General features: G+C 68.4%; 13 protein-coding genes. 7 read left to right on the top strand and 6 right to left on the bottom strand.

The features are described 5' to 3' along the window. Window positions 1–16: 16 nt before the first annotated feature. Both JANGC3_RS0126120 and JANGC3_RS33035 read left to right on the top strand, forming a co-directional pair. Entirely contained in the window at window positions 17–1,030 is a 1,014-nt protein-coding gene (locus JANGC3_RS0126120; protein ID WP_017879450.1) for a type II asparaginase, read from the top strand. A 195-nt stretch (window positions 1,031–1,225) separates the two neighbouring features. Further along, a complete protein-coding gene (locus tag JANGC3_RS33035) occupies window positions 1,226–1,402 on the top strand; it encodes a hypothetical protein (RefSeq protein WP_017879449.1) in 177 nt (58 codons plus the stop codon). Between the two features lie 137 nt (window positions 1,403–1,539). Here the strand turns inward: JANGC3_RS33035 and recQ are convergent, their stop codons facing one another. Beyond that, window positions 1,540–3,369 carry a DNA helicase RecQ gene (recQ, locus tag JANGC3_RS0126110; protein WP_017879448.1) on the bottom strand — a complete coding sequence of 610 codons (1,830 nt, stop codon included), beginning with the start codon at window positions 3,367–3,369 and terminating at the stop codon, window positions 1,540–1,542. Window position 3,370: 1 nt separating this feature from the next. Continuing rightward, a complete protein-coding gene (locus JANGC3_RS0126105; RefSeq protein WP_026133549.1) occupies window positions 3,371–4,216 on the bottom strand; it encodes an undecaprenyl-diphosphate phosphatase in 846 nt (281 codons plus the stop codon). 312 nt (window positions 4,217–4,528) lie between these two features. On the opposite strand from JANGC3_RS0126105, the gene JANGC3_RS0126100 reads away from it, so the two are divergent. The 4 genes from JANGC3_RS0126100 to JANGC3_RS0126085 all read left to right on the top strand — a co-directional run bounded on the left by JANGC3_RS0126100 (window position 4,529) and on the right by JANGC3_RS0126085 (window position 9,593). Further along, window positions 4,529–5,272 (top strand): carbonic anhydrase, encoded by a 744-nt coding sequence (locus JANGC3_RS0126100; RefSeq protein ID WP_017879446.1) that lies wholly within the window; start codon window positions 4,529–4,531, stop codon window positions 5,270–5,272. A gap of 180 nt (window positions 5,273–5,452) precedes the next feature. Next, window positions 5,453–6,103, top strand: coding sequence for a GTP-binding protein (locus JANGC3_RS0126095; RefSeq protein ID WP_017879445.1), 651 nt, complete (start codon window positions 5,453–5,455; stop codon window positions 6,101–6,103). After that, window positions 6,100–7,365 (top strand): sensor histidine kinase, encoded by a 1,266-nt coding sequence (locus tag JANGC3_RS30215; protein ID WP_017879444.1) that lies wholly within the window; start codon window positions 6,100–6,102, stop codon window positions 7,363–7,365. The genes JANGC3_RS0126095 and JANGC3_RS30215 overlap by 4 nt, the downstream gene beginning before the upstream one ends. Beyond that, complete coding sequence (locus tag JANGC3_RS0126085; protein WP_017879443.1) at window positions 7,362–9,593, top strand: ATPase, T2SS/T4P/T4SS family; 2,232 nt, start codon at window positions 7,362–7,364, stop codon at window positions 9,591–9,593. Before JANGC3_RS30215 ends, JANGC3_RS0126085 begins: the two co-directional genes overlap by 4 nt. A 74-nt stretch (window positions 9,594–9,667) precedes the next feature. Here the strand turns inward: JANGC3_RS0126085 and JANGC3_RS0126080 are convergent, their stop codons facing one another. From JANGC3_RS0126080 to JANGC3_RS0126065, 4 genes are all read right to left on the bottom strand, one after another. Then, window positions 9,668–10,813, bottom strand: coding sequence for an MFS transporter (locus JANGC3_RS0126080; protein WP_017879442.1), 1,146 nt, complete (start codon window positions 10,811–10,813; stop codon window positions 9,668–9,670). 41 nt (window positions 10,814–10,854) lie between these two features. Then, a complete protein-coding gene (locus JANGC3_RS0126075; RefSeq protein WP_017879441.1) occupies window positions 10,855–11,634 on the bottom strand; it encodes a DeoR/GlpR family DNA-binding transcription regulator in 780 nt (259 codons plus the stop codon). A gap of 197 nt (window positions 11,635–11,831) precedes the next feature. Next, the gene (locus JANGC3_RS30210; RefSeq protein WP_026133548.1) at window positions 11,832–12,110 is read right to left on the bottom strand and encodes a YkgJ family cysteine cluster protein; all 279 of its coding nucleotides are present in this window, start codon (window positions 12,108–12,110) and stop codon (window positions 11,832–11,834) included. Window positions 12,111–12,372: 262 nt separating this feature from the next. Continuing rightward, window positions 12,373–13,200, bottom strand: a complete 828-nt coding sequence (locus tag JANGC3_RS0126065) for a MipA/OmpV family protein (RefSeq protein WP_026133547.1) — start codon at window positions 13,198–13,200, stop codon at window positions 12,373–12,375. A 223-nt stretch (window positions 13,201–13,423) separates the two neighbouring features. Here JANGC3_RS0126065 and JANGC3_RS0126060 point away from each other — a divergent pair, with 223 nt between their 5' ends. Next, a complete protein-coding gene (locus JANGC3_RS0126060) occupies window positions 13,424–14,863 on the top strand; it encodes a hypothetical protein (RefSeq protein ID WP_017879438.1) in 1,440 nt (479 codons plus the stop codon). Window positions 14,864–15,660 lie beyond the last annotated feature (797 nt).

Genomic DNA, 15,660 nt, shown 5'->3' with positions numbered 1-15,660 from the left:
AAATACAGGGGACATCATGCCGCATCATCGAACGCCACGGCTGCCGCGCATTGCGCTGCTGGCCACCGGCGGCACCATCGCCGGCACCGCCGCCAGCAGCACCGCGACGGTCGGCTACACCGCCGCCACCGTCGGCGTCGGGCAGTTGCTCGACGCCGTGCCGGAACTGAAGGCGGTGGCCCACGTCAGCGGCGAGCAGCTGTTCCAGATCGCCAGCGAGAACATCGGCGACGCCGAGTGGCTGGTGCTGGCGCGCCGCGTCAACGCGTTGCTGGCCAGCGCCGACGTCGACGGCGTGGTGATTTCGCACGGCACCGACACCATCGAGGAAACCGCCTATTTCCTGAACCTGGTGGTGCGCAGCGCCAAGCCGCTGGTGCTGGTGGGCGCGATGCGGCCGTCGACGGCGATGTCGGCCGACGGCCCCGGCAATCTGTACCACGCGGTGGTGCTGGCGGCCAGCCCGGAGGCGGCCGGCAAGGGCGCGCTGGTGGCGCTGAACGGCCAGATCAACGCCGCGCGCGACGTCACCAAGACCAACACCTCGACGCCGGACGCGTTCAAGACGCCGGAGCTGGGCGTGCTCGGGTATATGCACGACAACCGGCCGGTGTTTTATCGCCAGTGCACCCGCCGCCATACGCTGGAGAGCGAGTTCGACGTCGGCGCGCTGGCGGCGCTGCCGCAGGTGGAGATCGTCTACGGCCACGCGAATATGAACCGGATCGGGATCGACGCCTTCGTCGGCGCCGGCGCGCGCGGCGTGGTCCACGCCGGCGTCGGCGATGGCAGCATCGCCGCCCGCGTCATGCCGGCGCTGGTGGACGCGCGCCGCCAGGGTTGCGTGGTGGTGCGCGCCAGCCGCGTCGGCCAGGGTATCGTGGCGCGCAACGGCGTGGCCAGGGACGACGAGTTGGACTTCGTGGTGGCCGACACGCTGAGCCCGCAGAAGGCGCGCATCTTGCTGATGCTGGCGCTCAGCGTCACCGACGACACGCGCCAGATCCAGCGCATGTTTTACACCTATTAGGCGCGTCGCTTTGGTGCGGAGAAAGCCGCTTTGGCGCGGGTTTGCTTCTTTTTGAGGCGTTTGGGCCGATCTTGGGCGGGCGCCGATAGCGTCCAGCTTGGCGCGCGTCATGGCACGCGTCTTGCGGATAACTAAGCGGGGGCGCGGCAACGCCGCTGCCGGTCCAGATCGTTTAGTGTATTCACGGGGGTTCGTATGAAGACCAGCGCCAGATCCATCACCCCGCCAGGGGTTCCGTCCAACGCGCCGCACGGCGGCCGCGATGCCGCCATGGCGCTGCCGCCGCCGCGGGTGCGCGCCGCGGCCTCGGCCTACCACCAGCAAAACCACGGCAGCTCGCTCGAACCGTTGCGCCAGCGCCGCGGTTTCTAGCTGCTTTCGCCGGACCTTCCGCTTTGTCGTGGGGCGGCTGGGCGGCACGCGTAATCCGACGCCGGGCCGCGGCCGGCGCCGGTCGGGTTACGCCCTGGCGGGCTAACCCGACCGGCGAAAATCCTTCGCTGGCGGACCTAGATCATGTCGCCGATCATGGCGACGATCTCGTCGCCGTAGGAGGCTAGCTTCTTCTCGCCGACGCCGCTGACGCCGCGCAGCTGTTCCAGCGAGGTCGGTTGCGCCTTGGCAATTTCGCGCAGCGTGGCGTCGACGAAGATCACGTAGGCCGGCACGTTGTGGGTGCGCGCGGTTTCGACGCGCCACCAGCGCAGCTTGTCGAAGATCGCCTGTTCGCGCGTCGACAGGTCGGTTTCGACGTAGCCCTTGGAGGACGCGCCGGAGCTGCGTTTGGCCGCCTTCACCGGTTTCTGGTACTGGCGCAGCTGGACCTTCTGGCCGCCCTTGAGCACGGGGCGGGCGGCGTCGGTCAGCTTCAGCGAGCTGTATTGTTCGTGGTCGACCGTGACCAGGCCCAGCGCGATGGCCTGGCGCAGGATCGCCTTCCATTCCTGTTCGCTGCGCTCGGCGCCGATGCCGAACACCGACAGCGAGTCGTGGTGCCAGGTCTTGATGCGCTCCGATTCGACGCCGCGCAGCACGTCGATGACGTGGCCGCCGGCGAAGCGCTGGTCGACCCGGTAGATCGCCGACAGCAGCTTTTGCACCGGCACCGTGCCGTCGAAGGAGACCGGCGGCATCAGGCAGTTGTCGCAGTTGCCGCACGGCGTGGCCGGCTCGCCGAAGTATTCAAGCAGGCGCATGCGCCGGCAGCTCAGCGTTTCGCACAGGCCCAGCATGGCGTCGAGTTTGACGCCGAGCACGCGCTTGAAGGTGTCGTCGGCCTCGGACTCGTCGATCATGCGCCGCTGCAGCACCACGTCCTGCAGGCCGTAGGCCATCCAGGCGTTGGCCGGCATGCCGTCGCGCCCGGCGCGCCCGGTTTCCTGGTAATAGCCCTCGATGCTCTTGGGCAGGTCGAGATGGGCGACGAAGCGCACGTCGGGCTTGTCGATGCCCATGCCGAAGGCGATCGTCGCGGTCATGACGATGTTCTCCTCGCGCAGGAAGCGGGCCTGGTTGGCGCTGCGCTTGGCGTAGTCCATGCCGGCGTGGTAGGGCAGCGCGCGGATGCCGTTTTCGTTCAAAAACTCGGCGGTCTCCTCGACCTTCTTGCGCGACAGGCAGTAGACGATGCCGCAGTCGCCGCCGTGTTCGGTGGTGATGAAGTCGAGCAGCTGCTTGCGGCCGGTGCCCTTCTCGACGATCTGGTAGCGGATGTTGGGGCGGTCGAACGAGGAGACGAACTGGCGCGCGTCGCCCAGTTGCAGGCGCATGGCGATTTCGGCGCGCGTCTGCGGGTCGGCGGTGGCCGTCAGGGCGATGCGCGGCACGTCCGGGAACTGCTCGTGCAGCACCGACAGCTTGATGTACTCGGGGCGGAAGTCGTGGCCCCACTGCGATACGCAATGCGCCTCGTCGATGGCGAACAGGGCGATCTTCGAGGCCTGGAACAGGTCCAGGCAGCGCTGCGTCATCAGGCGCTCCGGCGCCACGTAGACCAGGTCGATCTGTCCGGTGCGCACCAGCCGCTCGATGCGGCTGGCTTCCTCGTAGGTCTGGGTCGAGTTCAGGAAGGCGGCGCGCACGCCGACCTCGGCGAGCGCGTCGACCTGGTCCTGCATCAGCGCGATCAGCGGCGAGACGACGACGCCGACGCCGTCGCGCAGCAGCGCCGGGATCTGGTAGCACAGCGACTTGCCGCCGCCGGTCGGCATCAGGACCAGCGCGTCGCCGCCGCCGGCGACGTGTTCGACGATGTCGCCCTGCTGGCCGCGGAAGGCCGGGTAGCCGAAGACGGTTTGCAGCTGGTGCAGCGCCTGCGCCTGGAGGTCCTGGTTGCTCATGTTAGTGCGCCCACACGACCCAGCCGAAATGCGCGCTGGCGATGACGACCAGGCCGAACACGATGCGGTACCAGGCGAAGAAGGTGAAGTCGTGCGAACTGATGTAGCGCAGCAGCCAGCGCACGCACAGGAAGGCCGAGGCGAAGGCGGCCACTGTGCCCAGGCTGAATAAGGGCACGTCGGAGGGCGAGAGCAGCGCGCGCGCCTTGTACAGCTCGTAGGCGGTGGCGCACAGCAGCGTCGGTATCGCCAGGAAGAAGGAAAACTCGGTGGCGGCCTTGCGCGACAGGCCGCTCAGCATGCCGCCGATGATGGTGGCGCCGGAACGGCTGGTGCCGGGAATCAGCGCGCAAGCCTGGGCGCAGCCGACCTTGAAGGCGTCGAGCAGGCTCATGTCGTCGACCGACTCGACCCGCACGGCGATCGGGTTGCTGTGGGCGCGCCGCTCCACCAGCAAAATGATGACGCCGCCGACGATGAAGGCCAGCGCCACCGGCACCGGTTTGAACAGCGCCGCCTTGATGAGCTTGCCCAGCGCCAGGCCGAGCAGCGCCAGCGGCAGGAAGGCCACCAGCAGTTTGAGCAGGAACATCTGCGCCTTGCGCTCGCTGAACAGGCCGCTGGCGACGCTGGCGATGCGCGCGCGGTATTCCCAGCAGACGGCGAGGATGGCGCCGGCCTGGACGACGATCTCGAACACCTCCATGACGTCGCGCGGCACATCGCCGCTGAAGTCCAGCAGGCTGCCGGCCAAAATCAGGTGGCCGGTCGAGGAGATCGGCAAAAATTCGGTGAAACCTTCAACCAGCCCCATGACGATGGCTTTTAGCGCAAGAATAAGATCCATATGTATTGTTCTGCTACGTACAAATAAGGTGAGTGGGGGAAATGGCGGCGCCGCTTGACGCCCGCGCGGGGTCGAAGCTTACCACGATAGCGGCGCCGCTTCTGATTCGGGCGCAAGCGCGGGCCGCGCGGCGCGCCGTTTGCCGGCGCCGCCCGGCGTTGGTATTCGTTGCGCACGCCTTGGGTATTCGCTTAGCCTGGTTGACCACGGCGCGGCGGCGCGATAGCATCATCGATGCCGTGCTTTGGGGCAATGACTTTCGTCCCGATATCGACCCCGCGTCCGGCCAACACACGCTGAAAGGAAGTACCGATGAGATTCAACGCAACCCTGCTGGCGCTGGCGCTGGCCGCCGCCTGCTGCGCCGCGCAGGCCGCCGACAAACACCCGCATTGGGCGTACACCGGACACGGCGGCCCGACCCATTGGAGCGAGCTCGACGAGGGATTCTCCGGTTGCAAGCTGGGCAAGGAGCAGTCGCCGATCGACATCCGCGGCGCCACCAAGGCCAGCCTGCAGCCGATCGCCTTCAATTACACCGCCGGCGCCGCCACCGTCGTCAACACCGGCCACACGGTGCAGGTCAACCTGGCCGCCGGCGGCTCGATCACGCTGCCGGACGGCGAATACAAACTGCTGCAATTCCACTTCCACACGCCGAGCGAGGAGAAGATCAACGGCATCGGCTTCCCGCTGGTGGCCCACTTCGTCCACAAGAACGAGGACGGCAAGCTGGCGGTGGTGGCGGTGCTGTTTGAAAAGGGCGCGGCCAACGCGGCGCTGAAGGACGTGTTCGGCGGCCTGCCGGCCAAGGAAAGGGACAGCCGCGAACTGGCCTCCTTCGACCCGGCGGCGGTGCTGCCGGAGCAGCGCGGCTATTACGCCTATATTGGCTCCTTGACCACGCCGCCGTGCAGCGAGGGCGTGCACTGGCAGGTGCTGAAACAACCGGTCGGCCTGTCGCTGGCGCAGTTGAAGGCGTTCCAGAAGCTGTATCCGATGAACGCGCGTCCGATCCAGGCCTTGAACGGGCGCACGCTGGAAGTGAGCGAATAGCGCTCGCCGGATGCGACGCGAGCGGGGGCGTGGTTGCGCAACGCCATCGCGCTGTCGTGTCACCCCGGCGGCGTGCGCGCGCTAGGAAATATGTCACGCAAGCGCGGCGCAATCAAGTAGAGTGGGGTATCCGGGGGCCGAGCCCGGCCCCGACCGCGCGCGAGGTATCCGATACCCATCATGGCTGAACTGGACCAACAGCGGCAACGCCTGACCGTCAAACTGGTCTATTACGGCCCGGCCTTGTCGGGCAAGACCACCAACCTGACGCGCCTGCACGACCTGCTGGCGGCCGAACTCAAGGGCGACATGATGACGCTCGAAACCGAGGGCGACCGCACCCTGTTCTTCGACCTGCTGCCGCTGGGCTTTACCGCGCCGTCCGGCCTGCTGATCAAATTCAAACTGTTTACCGTTCCCGGCCAGGTCGCGCACGACGGCACCCGCAAGGCGGTGCTGTCGCGCGCCGACGGCGTGGTCTTCGTCGCCGACTCGCAGCGCCACCAGGCCAGCAACAACGGCAGCTCGTTCGAGAACTTGATGGCCAACCTGGCCATCCTCGGCTTCGACGTCGGCGCGCTGCCGCTGGTGGTGCAGTTCAACAAGCGCGACCTGGCCGATATCCTCGGCGAGGACGAGATCCGGGCGCGCTGGTCGCAGGCGCCGTGGCCGCTGCTGTTCGCCAGCGCGCTGCAGGGCGGCGGCGTGTTGGCGACCTTCGCCGCGCTGCTCGACGGCCTGTACGACAGCCTGGACCGCCAATACGCACTGGGCGCCGCGCACGGCCTGAGCCGCGCCGCCTTCGGCGCGGCGCTGGGGGCGCCGGCGTGAGCGCGCCCGACCGCTTTGACCGCGACGCCACGCTCGACGAGCTGCTGCGCGCGCTGCCGCGCGGCCAACTGCCGGCCGCGCTGGGGCGCAGCCTGGGGCCGCACTGGGACCTGCTCGACGTGGACGGCGCGCCGCTGCTGGGGCCGGGCTTGGACGGCGCCGCCGCCGCGCCGCTGGAGGCGCCGCTGCGGCTGGGTATCGACACGCTGGGCCGGCTGCGCGCCGCCGGCGTCGACGCCGCGCAACTGGCCGGCGCCGCCGGCTGGGTCGAGCTGGCGCTGGCCGGCGCCGAGCGCTACCGCATGGCCTCGGAGCTGCACCTGGAGTCGGTGCACGCCGACTACCAGGCGCTGCACGTCCAGCACGCCGCGCTGCAGCAGTCGGAGGCGCGCTACCGCGTCCTGGCGGCCCAGCTCGAGCAGCGCGTGGCGGCCCAGGCGCGCGCCATCGAGCACGCCCAGCGGCAGTTCTTCCACACCGAAAAAATGGCCTCGGTCGGCACGCTGGCGGCCGGCATGGCGCACGAGATCAACAACCCGATCGGCTTCATTCGTAGCAACCTGAGCAGCGCCGCGCTGTACGTCGACAACCTGGCCGAGGCGTTGCTGGCCTACCGCGGCGGCGACGCGGCGGCGGCGCAACTGGCCTGGCAGCGGCACGACATCGACGCCCTGCTGCAAGACTTTCCCGGGCTGCTGGCCGAATCGGCGGCCGGCGCCGACCGCGTCGCCGACATCGTCCACAAGCTCAAGGCCTACGCCAGCGTCGACTGCGCCGTGGCTGTGCCGGCCGACGTCGCCGCGGCGGTGCGCGCGGTGGCCGCGCTGGTGGCCGAGCAACTGCCGGCCAACGCGCGCCTGCAGCTGGACCTGGCGCCGCTGCCGGCGCTGGTCTGCGACCCCGTGCGCATCCAGCAGATGCTGCTGGCGCTGCTGGACAACGCGCGCCAGGCGCTGGGCGGCGACGGCGGCCTGATCCGCGTGTGCGCCCAGGTCGCCGGCGGCGCCATCCAGCTGTCGGTCGAGGACGACGGCTGCGGCGTGGCGGCGGCCGTCGCCGCGCGCGTGTTCGACCCCTTCTTCACCACGCGCGACGTCGGCGGTGGTATGGGCTTGGGCCTGGCGGTGGCGCGCGACATCGCCAGCGCGCACGGCGGCAGCATCGCCCTCGACAGCGGCGGCGCCGGCGCCGGCGCCCGCGTCACGGTGGCGCTGCCGCTGCCGCTGCCGCTGCCGCTGGCCGGCCTGGCCGGGGCGCCGTGAGCGGCGGCTACGCCCACCTGTTTACCGGCGCGCCGGCGCCGCGGCCGGCGTCGGCGGACGAGGCGGCGCCGGCGCGCCACCGCATCCTGCTGGTCGACGACGAGCCGAGCGTGCTGGCGGCGCTGCGCCGCGTGTTCCGCCAGGAAAACTACGACGTGGTGCTGTGCAACGAGCCGAAGGAGGCGCTGGCGCGCCTGGCCGCCGAGTCCTTCCACCTCTTGATCAGCGACTACATGATGCCCGGCATGACCGGCGGCGAGCTGCTCAAGCAGGCCCGCGCGCTGCACCCGGACATGATCCGTATCATGCTCACCGGCCACGCCGACGTCAACGCGGTGGTCGGCGCGATGAAGAGCGGCGCGGTCTACAAGTTCATCCTCAAGCCGTGGGACGACGACGACCTGCGCGTCACCGTCGCGCTGGCGCTGGAGCAGCACCAGCTGATCCAGAAGAATAAGAGCCTGAAGCGCGACAACCAGGCCAAGAGCCACGAGATCGAGCAGCTGGCCAAGTTCGGCGTGTCCAACCGCAGCCAGTTGGCGGTGATGCTGAACAAGCGCGGCATGCTCAACAACGCCCAGGTGCAGGAGTTGATGCGCATCCAGCAGCAGCGCAAGGCGCCGATGATCAAGCTCATCGTCGAGCGCGGCTGGCTGACGGAAAAGGCGATGCACGACGTGATCGGCAAGCAATTGCTGATCCAGCAAGTCACGCTCGACGAGTACAGCGTCGACGCCGGCGTCGCCGCGCTGGTGCCGAGCGCGCTGTGCCAGCGCCAGCACGTGGTGCCGCTGGCCATCGACAGCCGCCGTCTGACGCTGGCGATGGCCGACCCGCTCGACGTCGGCCTGCTCGACGATTTGCGCTTCGTCACCGGGCTGGAGATCGCGCCGGTGCTGGCCTCGATGACGGCGATCCAGCGCAAGGTCGCCGAGGTCTACGAGTGCGGCGCCGAGCTGTCCGACGTGGCCGCCGAGTTCGGCTCGGCCGACCCGTACGAGGGCATCGAGATCCTGATCGAGGACGACGACGAGCAAAGCCTGGAGGAGTTGTTGCAGGGCACCGACGAGCCGCCGGCGATCCGCCTGGTGAACTCGATCCTGGTCGAGGCGATCCGCCTGGGCGCCTCCGACGTCCACATCCAGCCGCGCGCCAAGAACGTGATGGTGCGCCTGCGCATCGACGGCGTGCTCAGCGACAAGATCCAGATTCCGCACAATATGCACCAGTCCATCGTCTCGCGCATCAAGGTTATGGCCGAGCTCGACATCTCCGAGCGGCGCCGGCCGCAGGACGGCCGCCTGGCCGTGAAGACGCCCAAGCGCGTGGTCGACCTGCGCGTGTCGACGCTGCCGACCATCAACGGCGAAAAAATCGTCATGCGCATCCTCGACCGCAACGCCGCCGTGGTGCGGCTCGACGGGCTCGGCTTCGGCCCGGCCGACCTGGCCGGCATCAACCACGCCTGCGCCAAGCCGCAGGGCATCATCCTGGCCACCGGACCGACCGGCAGCGGCAAGACCACCACCTTGTACAGCCTGCTGCAAAGCAACGCCACGCCGGAAAAGAACTATCTGACCATCGAAGACCCGGTCGAGTACTACCTCGACACGGCCGGCCAGGTGTTGGTGCGCGAGAAGATCGGCATGACCTTCCCGTTGATCCTGCGCGCCATATTGCGGCAAGACCCGGACGTGCTGCTGATCGGCGAAATCCGCGACTTCGAGACCGCCGAGGTGGCCTTCCACGCGGCGCTGACCGGCCACCAGGTGTTTTCCACGCTGCACACCAACTCGGCGCTGGCGTCGATATCGCGGCTGTTCGACCTGGGACTCAAACCCTTCGTTATCGCCACCGCGCTGGAGGCGGTGATCGCGCAGCGCTTGGTGCGGCGCAGCTGCGAAGGCTGCCGCGCCGAGGTCGAGCCGGACGGGCACCTGCTGACCTTGCTGGGCGGGCGCTTCGCCAGCGGCATCACCAAGGCCTACAAGGGCGCCGGCTGCGCCGCCTGCCACGGCAGCGGCTACAAGGGCCGGCTCGGCCTGTACGAATTGCTGGTGCCGGACAACCACCTGCGCCACCTGATCGCCACCGTCGCGCCGGTCACCGAAATGGCCGACTACGCTGCCGGCCAGGGCTTCTCGACGCTGCGCGACGACGCCTTCAACAAGGTGCAAAGCGGCGTCACGACGCTGGAGGAAGTGCTGCGCGTGCTCGGCCCGGGCTAGCGCCGTCCGGGGCGGACGCTCGGGGTCTGGGCGCGGCTCTTTGCCGTGGCTTGATTTCCGCTATCGCCGGCCCGCTAACGGGTTTTGGCCGGGGCGCCGATGCGCGCGCTGGCCGCCACCAGCAGCAGCGCGCAGCCGAGTCCGGCAAACGCGACGTTCAGGCTGGTGGCGTGGGCGACGAAGCCGATCAGCGCCGGCCCGGCCAGGATGCCGGCGTAGCCCAGCGTGGTGATGGCCGACACGGCCAGGCTGGCCGGCATGGCGCGCTGGTTGCCGGCGGCGGTAAACAGGATCGGCACGATATTCGCGGCGCCTAGCCCGATCAGCACGAAGCCGAGCAGGCTGCCGTTGACCGACGGCGCCAGCACCGTCAGGAAAAACCCTGCGGCCGCGCACAGCCCGCCCAGCAGCAGCACGCGGCGGCCGCCGAAGCGGCGCACGATGTAGTCGCCGCTGAAGCGCCCGGCCGTCATGGCGATGGCGAAGGCGGCGTAACCGAGGCCGCCGCGGGTGGCGTCGACGCCGCGGCTGCCGGTCAGCAGCAGCGCGCTCCAGTCGAGGATAGAACCCTCGGCCAGGAAGACGATAAAGCACAGCAGGCCGAGTACGATCACCGAGCCGTGCGGCATGACGAACAGCGGCCCGTCGCGCGCTTCCTGCTCGGCGCCGCGCAGCAATTGCGGGCCGGCCGCCAGCAGCAACGCCACCAGCAGCGCGACGATCGCCACGCAGGCCCAGCCGGGCGCCACGCCCAGCCACAGCAGCAGCGCCACGCAGCCGGCGCCGGCGAAGCCGCCGACGCTGAACAGCGCGTGGAAGCCCGACATCAACGCGCCGCCGCTGGCCTTTTCAATGATCACCGCCTGGATGTTGATGCAAACGTCGAAGGTGCCGATGGCCGCGCCGAACAGCAGTAACACCAGGGCCAATTGCAGCGGGGTGGCGGCCAGGGCCAGGCCGGGCAGCGCCAGGCACAACAGCGCGCCGGAGGCCAGGATCACGCGGCGGCAGCCGAAGCGGGCCGCCAGCGCGCCGGTCAGCGGCATCGCCAGCAGCGAGCCGGCGCCCAGGCACAGCAGTAGCAGGCCGAGCGCGCCCTCGCTCAGGCCGAGGCGCACCTTGGCGTAGGGCACCAGCGGGGCCCAGGCGGCCATCGCCAGGCCGGCGGTGAAGAAGACCAGGCGGGTCGCGCGTCGTTGCAGGGGGCCGATGCTGTTCATAGTGTGTCTTGGTGGCTTGGCAAAATGGTGGCGGAGGCGGTTCAGGCGGCGTGGGCGCGCAGGATGTGCACGCCCAGCAGGGCGAAGGCGCCGAGCCGGGCCGGGTCGGCGTCGTGTTCGACGACCAGGTGGCCCAGGTGGGCGGCCGGCAGCACCGTGAACGGCGCGGCGGTGCCGAGCTTGGCGCTGGTGGCGGCCACCAGCACCGCCTTGCTCATGCCGGCGACGGCGCGCTTGAATTCGGCGTCCTCGTAGCTGAAGGCGGTGATGCCGGCGTCGGCGTCGACGCCGCAGGCGCCCAGGAAGCACAGGTCGGAGCGGATCTGCTCGGCGTCGCGCAGCGCCTTGACGCCCAGGCTGGCGCCGGCGCTGCGGTCGAGCCGGCCGCCGATCAGGATGACTTCGATGTTGGGCCGGTCGAGCAGGGCCACCGCGATGCCCGGCGCGTTCGTCGCCACGGTCAGCGGCAGGTCCGGCAGCGCCTCGGCGATCGCCATATTGGTCGAGCCGGCGTCGAAAAACAGCACGCTGTTGGCGCGCACCAGCGTCACGGCGGCCTGGGCCAGGCGCCACTTGCGGTCGGGCGCCTCGGCGCGGCGTTCGCTCAGCGTGCCGCCGGCGGCCGGCGCCAGCGGCAGCGCGCCGCCGTAGACGCGGGTGCACAACCCGGCGGCGGCCAGGTCGCGTAGATCGCGCCGGATCGTATCTTCCGAGACATTCAATTGCGTCGCCAGGTCCAGCGCCAGCACCCGTCCCTCGGCCAGCAAGCGTTGTTGAATCAGGGCGTGGCGTTCTTTCAGCAGCAGGTTCGGCGTGGGCATAGGTGGGGTAATCGTGCAGGAATGCGTACAAATATACGCAAACGTGCAAAAACAGTCAACCGATTCCCGCAAAAACATCTTTGTCCGCAGTCCGGCACTGCTAAAAACCAAGCAGAGGCAAACAGCCGCGGTGAAACCCTGGCGGTCTGACCCTGCGAACCGGTGCTGCGCAGCTTCCGGCCGCGTTGAGCGACGGGCTAGGGTCGAATTGACGCGTCCGGTGTCGGCGCGGTGGCGCGCTCCAGCGCATCCAGCCACTGCATCGCGTGTTCGCGGCTGGTGCCGCACATCTCGTCCGACGGCTGCAGTCCGGCGCAAAACGCGGGCCGTTCCGGCTTGCCGAAAATGCGGCAGCGGTTGTCGTCGCCCAGCTGGATACATCGCGTCCCTGCGGCCTTGCCATTGGGCATGCCAGGAATCGGACTGGTAATGGAAGGGGCGGTGCAGCACGCGCCGCAGTTGTCACGGCAATTCATGCAGCCCCTTGGGCGACGGCCGCAGGGTTTTCTTTGTGGCGCATTGGCAATTCCTGAAGCGGCGCCGCTTCCACATCGGAAGCCGGCCAGCCGCCAAGTATACACGCCTGCGTCAGCCGCCTGCTTTGCGGTTGTCGCGGCTGTATGCGCCGGCGCCGAAGGCGACCGTTGGCTCGCTTGGGTTGCCGCGAAGTAATGGAAAGCAAGGGTGTGACCCCGGCTCCTTGTCTTTGCTCGATTCCAGCGTTACCCGCGCGCCGGCTCACGGCGCGGCGCGGGCGGCGGAGCGCCGCGCCGTCCAGGTGAAGCCGACGCCGGCCGACCAGCCGCTGTGTTGCCGGAAAAGCGGGCTGGCGCGGTTGGCGGCGCCGGCGTAGTTGTCGTAGCGCAGCAGGCCGAACACGCGCCAGTCCGCATCCAGCCGGCGCCAGCCGCTGACGCCGGCGCGCGCCAGCAGCAGGCCGGCGTCCGCCTGGTAGGCCGGGCGCTGCGGCGTCGCGTACGCCGGATCCACCTGGTAAAAATAGGCGTGCAACTGGCGGTCGGCGGCCATCACGCCCAGGTTGCCGTCCAGCCCCCACACGCCGGCCCGGCCGGTTTCATAGACCAGCCGGGCTTCCAGCGACAAGCCCTGGCGGCGCGGACCGCGCGGCGCGAACACGGCGCGCAGCGGCAGTTCCAGCCGCAGGCCGCTGTCGGCGTCGACGCGGGCCAGTTCGAACTTCAGGCGCGGCCCGAATTCCAGCAGCCAGTCCAGGTCCGGCATGCCGCGCCGCGCCGGGATGCCGGCCGACGGCGCCGGCAGCGACAGCGCGAAGCCGATGTCGAGTTCGGTGTTGCCGGCGCGCAGCAGGCGGGCGTCGACGCCGGAGCGGTCGACGCGCAGCACCGGGCCGCGGTAAATAAGGAACGGCGCCATCAGCGCGCGGCCGGCGCGCCGGTTCGAACCGGGATAGGCCGGCGTCGACAGGGCGCCGCCCAGCAGCCCCACTTCCCACAAGGGCGGCGCGCCGGCGTCGGCCGCGTTGGCGCCGGCGGCGCCTGCCAGCAGCAGCATGGCAATCCCCGACAGATGGCGTAGTGGCGTCATGGGCAACCCGATCCGGTAAAGGTAGGGCAAGCGCCGGCGCCTTGCCTGATACAGTTGGACGCCATGGCGCCGAACTGGTTCATGGGTAGGCGGCGAGAGCATCCAGCGTCGCCTTCGTCTGTGCGGTTGCGCACATGGAGAGAAAATTTTGTCTGAAGAACCAACGAATTATGGTCTTTCTTATATTATGTCGACCGGTGCACTATCTTTATGACTGCAATCCATGACCACAGACACGCAAGACCACCCTTTTGCCGGCTTGAGTTCGCTCGGTTTGATGACCGACGCGCAACGCGGTTTGGCATTGGCGCATCCGCGCTACGACGAGGTCGCCTTCGATGATGACCTGGTCCGTCATCTGGTGTGGCTGGTATCGGTGGGCATCTTGTCGGAGCGGGCGCTGGCCGAAAAGGCGGCCGAGCGCCTGCTTGCCAGGCGCCAGGGCGAAGCGTTTGAGGAACGCAAGGCGGTGTTGGAGCAGACCATGAAGACCTTGCTGGCGCTGCGCCGCGAGGCCAACCGGCAGGCCATCGCGACACTGTGCGCCGAGGGCTTGATCAGCGTTGCCGAGCGCAGCGCCGCGACGCGGCGGGCGCCGTCGGAACGGGCGTTCGGCTCGCCGGCGGCGGCGCTGGCCTGGATGGTCATGAGCGGCTTGCTCGAACGCGCCCAGTTCGACCAGTTGCGCGCCCGCGTGCGCGCCGAACGCTCGGGCGCCGCCCGCGCCAGGTCGAAGATCGTCGAACAGGCGCGCGTTACGTTGCGCCAGGCGCGCCGCGCGCTGCTGGCGGCGTTCTGGCGCCAGGTCCTGCCCGGCTCGCCCTGGCTGTGGCTGGGCGGCGTGGCGCTGGTGTTGGGCGGCCCGCTCTGGTACCTGTTGATGCCGGTCGCCGTGCCCGCGTGCGACGCCGCGCTGACCGTCAACACGGTCAGAAACATGTTATTCCTGGCGCACGTCTCGGCGCGCCAGGACGCGCGCCTGGTCGAGGCGCCGGCCGGCGCGCCGTCGTTGGGCGAGGTGAGGGAGGTCGGTTACGCCAGCGGCCCGCGGCTGCGCGGCTGCGCCGCCAAGCTCGACGACCACGGCATTCGCACGCCGTACGCCTACACGATCGGGCCGGCGGCCGACGACAGCGCGCAGTTCGACATCACCGGCGCCGAGCCGGCCCTGGTGGCGGCGCGCTTCGGCCGGATCGACCCGGACGGCGGCTTCGGCAACAAAGCCGAGCCGGTCGGGCGCGACCAGCTGGAGCGCGCCTTCCGCGCCGGCGTCGACACGCTGCGGCACGACGCCACCAGCGCGCGCCACGCGCTGATGCTGGAACAGATGCGGCGCGCCTCGGCGGTGTCGCGTAGCGCCCGCGAGCGCCTGCGCGAAATCGCCGAACTCGAGCCGCTGGGCGCCTGCCGGGTGCTCAAGCCGGGCACCCAGTACGCCTGCCGCCTAATGTTCGAGCGCAACGACCCGCTGCTCGCCGCCATCGGCGTCGGCTCCTCCACCGTCTTGCAGGCCGACTTCACGTTTGAGCGCAGCGCCGGTGGCCAGACGTGGCGGGTGGCGCCGACGTTTGCCGAGGAATTCAGCAGGGCCGTCGGCGGCCAGCGCGGCGAGCCGCTGAAGATGGGCATGTCGCAGAGCGCCGCGCTGCCGCCGCAGCAGTAAGCCTGCGCATCAGAGCGCACAACGCCGCCGCACAGGTCCCGTCGGAATCGCGCTTAGCCGCGCCGGGCGCGTACCTTCTCGCATGAATTATTAATTAGATTTTTACTGTGATCAGAACGTGCGTTCGCATCGTCCTTTGTACGCTTTACCTGAGGTCTATACGAGTTTCCCGTATGTTCGCTGGCCTTTCCTTCGGCCCAAAGAATTTCTTCTATGCGCTTTGTTGGCCAGCTGGTTCATAAGCGGTGCGGTGTATGGGATATCTCCGGGGAATCTCCCAAAACACGAACTGACCTTTCGCCCTCGGCTTTTGTGATGTGTATGAAATTTTCACTTCTTGAATAGGAGTTCTACCATCACCGCGGCAGGTCGGGCCGGAAGGCACCTATACAAGATTCTTCCTCAAGCCTCATAATCGTCCAGTACCTTCTCAATTCCATCGAAGATGACTTTGAACTAGCTGAGATCGACCGTACTACCGCCACGACCCGGAAATATGATTCCACGAAGCTATGTACAAACTGTACGTACAGGGAGCTAGACATCGTTTTGGAACTCTTGGTCCGCGAGCTCAATTGATAGCTGCAACAAGGTGATGACGCGGTCCATCTTCTGGTCAATCCACCCAAGTTAAGAATTTTTCTTTAAAAGTAGAGCGAAATACAATAAAAAGCTTGACATGCCAGTGAGGTAGGGCGCGGTCAGTGAGATTTTTTACCTCATTGGCCGCTATGTCCCTTGCCGCACTGTTCAACGATCTTGCCGCGCATTTGCAGTCCGTCGAATTCCTTCTGACG

The organism is Janthinobacterium sp. CG3 (genome assembly GCF_000344615.1).
Classification (GTDB): domain Bacteria; phylum Pseudomonadota; class Gammaproteobacteria; order Burkholderiales; family Burkholderiaceae_D; genus Janthinobacterium.
Note: the sequence above shows the minus strand (reverse complement) of the source record. Positions and strands in the feature narration are given on the sequence as shown.

Excerpts from the sequence above, each read along its gene's own strand:
- JANGC3_RS0126120 (WP_017879450.1), top strand. The coding sequence starts at position 17 with ATGCCGCATCATCGAACGCCACGGCTGCCGCGCATTGCGCTGCTGGCC.
- JANGC3_RS0126105 (WP_026133549.1), bottom strand. The coding sequence starts at position 4,216 with ATGGATCTTATTCTTGCGCTAAAAGCCATCGTCATGGGGCTGGTTGAA.
- JANGC3_RS30210 (WP_026133548.1), bottom strand. The coding sequence starts at position 12,110 with ATGAATTGCCGTGACAACTGCGGCGCGTGCTGCACCGCCCCTTCCATT.
- JANGC3_RS33035 (WP_017879449.1), top strand. The coding sequence starts at position 1,226 with ATGAAGACCAGCGCCAGATCCATCACCCCGCCAGGGGTTCCGTCCAAC.
- JANGC3_RS0126075 (WP_017879441.1), bottom strand. The coding sequence starts at position 11,634 with ATGCCCACGCCGAACCTGCTGCTGAAAGAACGCCACGCCCTGATTCAA.
- JANGC3_RS0126095 (WP_017879445.1), top strand. The coding sequence starts at position 5,453 with ATGGCTGAACTGGACCAACAGCGGCAACGCCTGACCGTCAAACTGGTC.
- JANGC3_RS0126065 (WP_026133547.1), bottom strand. The coding sequence starts at position 13,200 with ATGACGCCACTACGCCATCTGTCGGGGATTGCCATGCTGCTGCTGGCA.
- JANGC3_RS0126100 (WP_017879446.1), top strand. The coding sequence starts at position 4,529 with ATGAGATTCAACGCAACCCTGCTGGCGCTGGCGCTGGCCGCCGCCTGC.
- JANGC3_RS0126060 (WP_017879438.1), top strand. The coding sequence starts at position 13,424 with ATGACCACAGACACGCAAGACCACCCTTTTGCCGGCTTGAGTTCGCTC.
- recQ (WP_017879448.1), bottom strand. The coding sequence starts at position 3,369 with ATGAGCAACCAGGACCTCCAGGCGCAGGCGCTGCACCAGCTGCAAACC.
- JANGC3_RS0126080 (WP_017879442.1), bottom strand. The coding sequence starts at position 10,813 with ATGAACAGCATCGGCCCCCTGCAACGACGCGCGACCCGCCTGGTCTTC.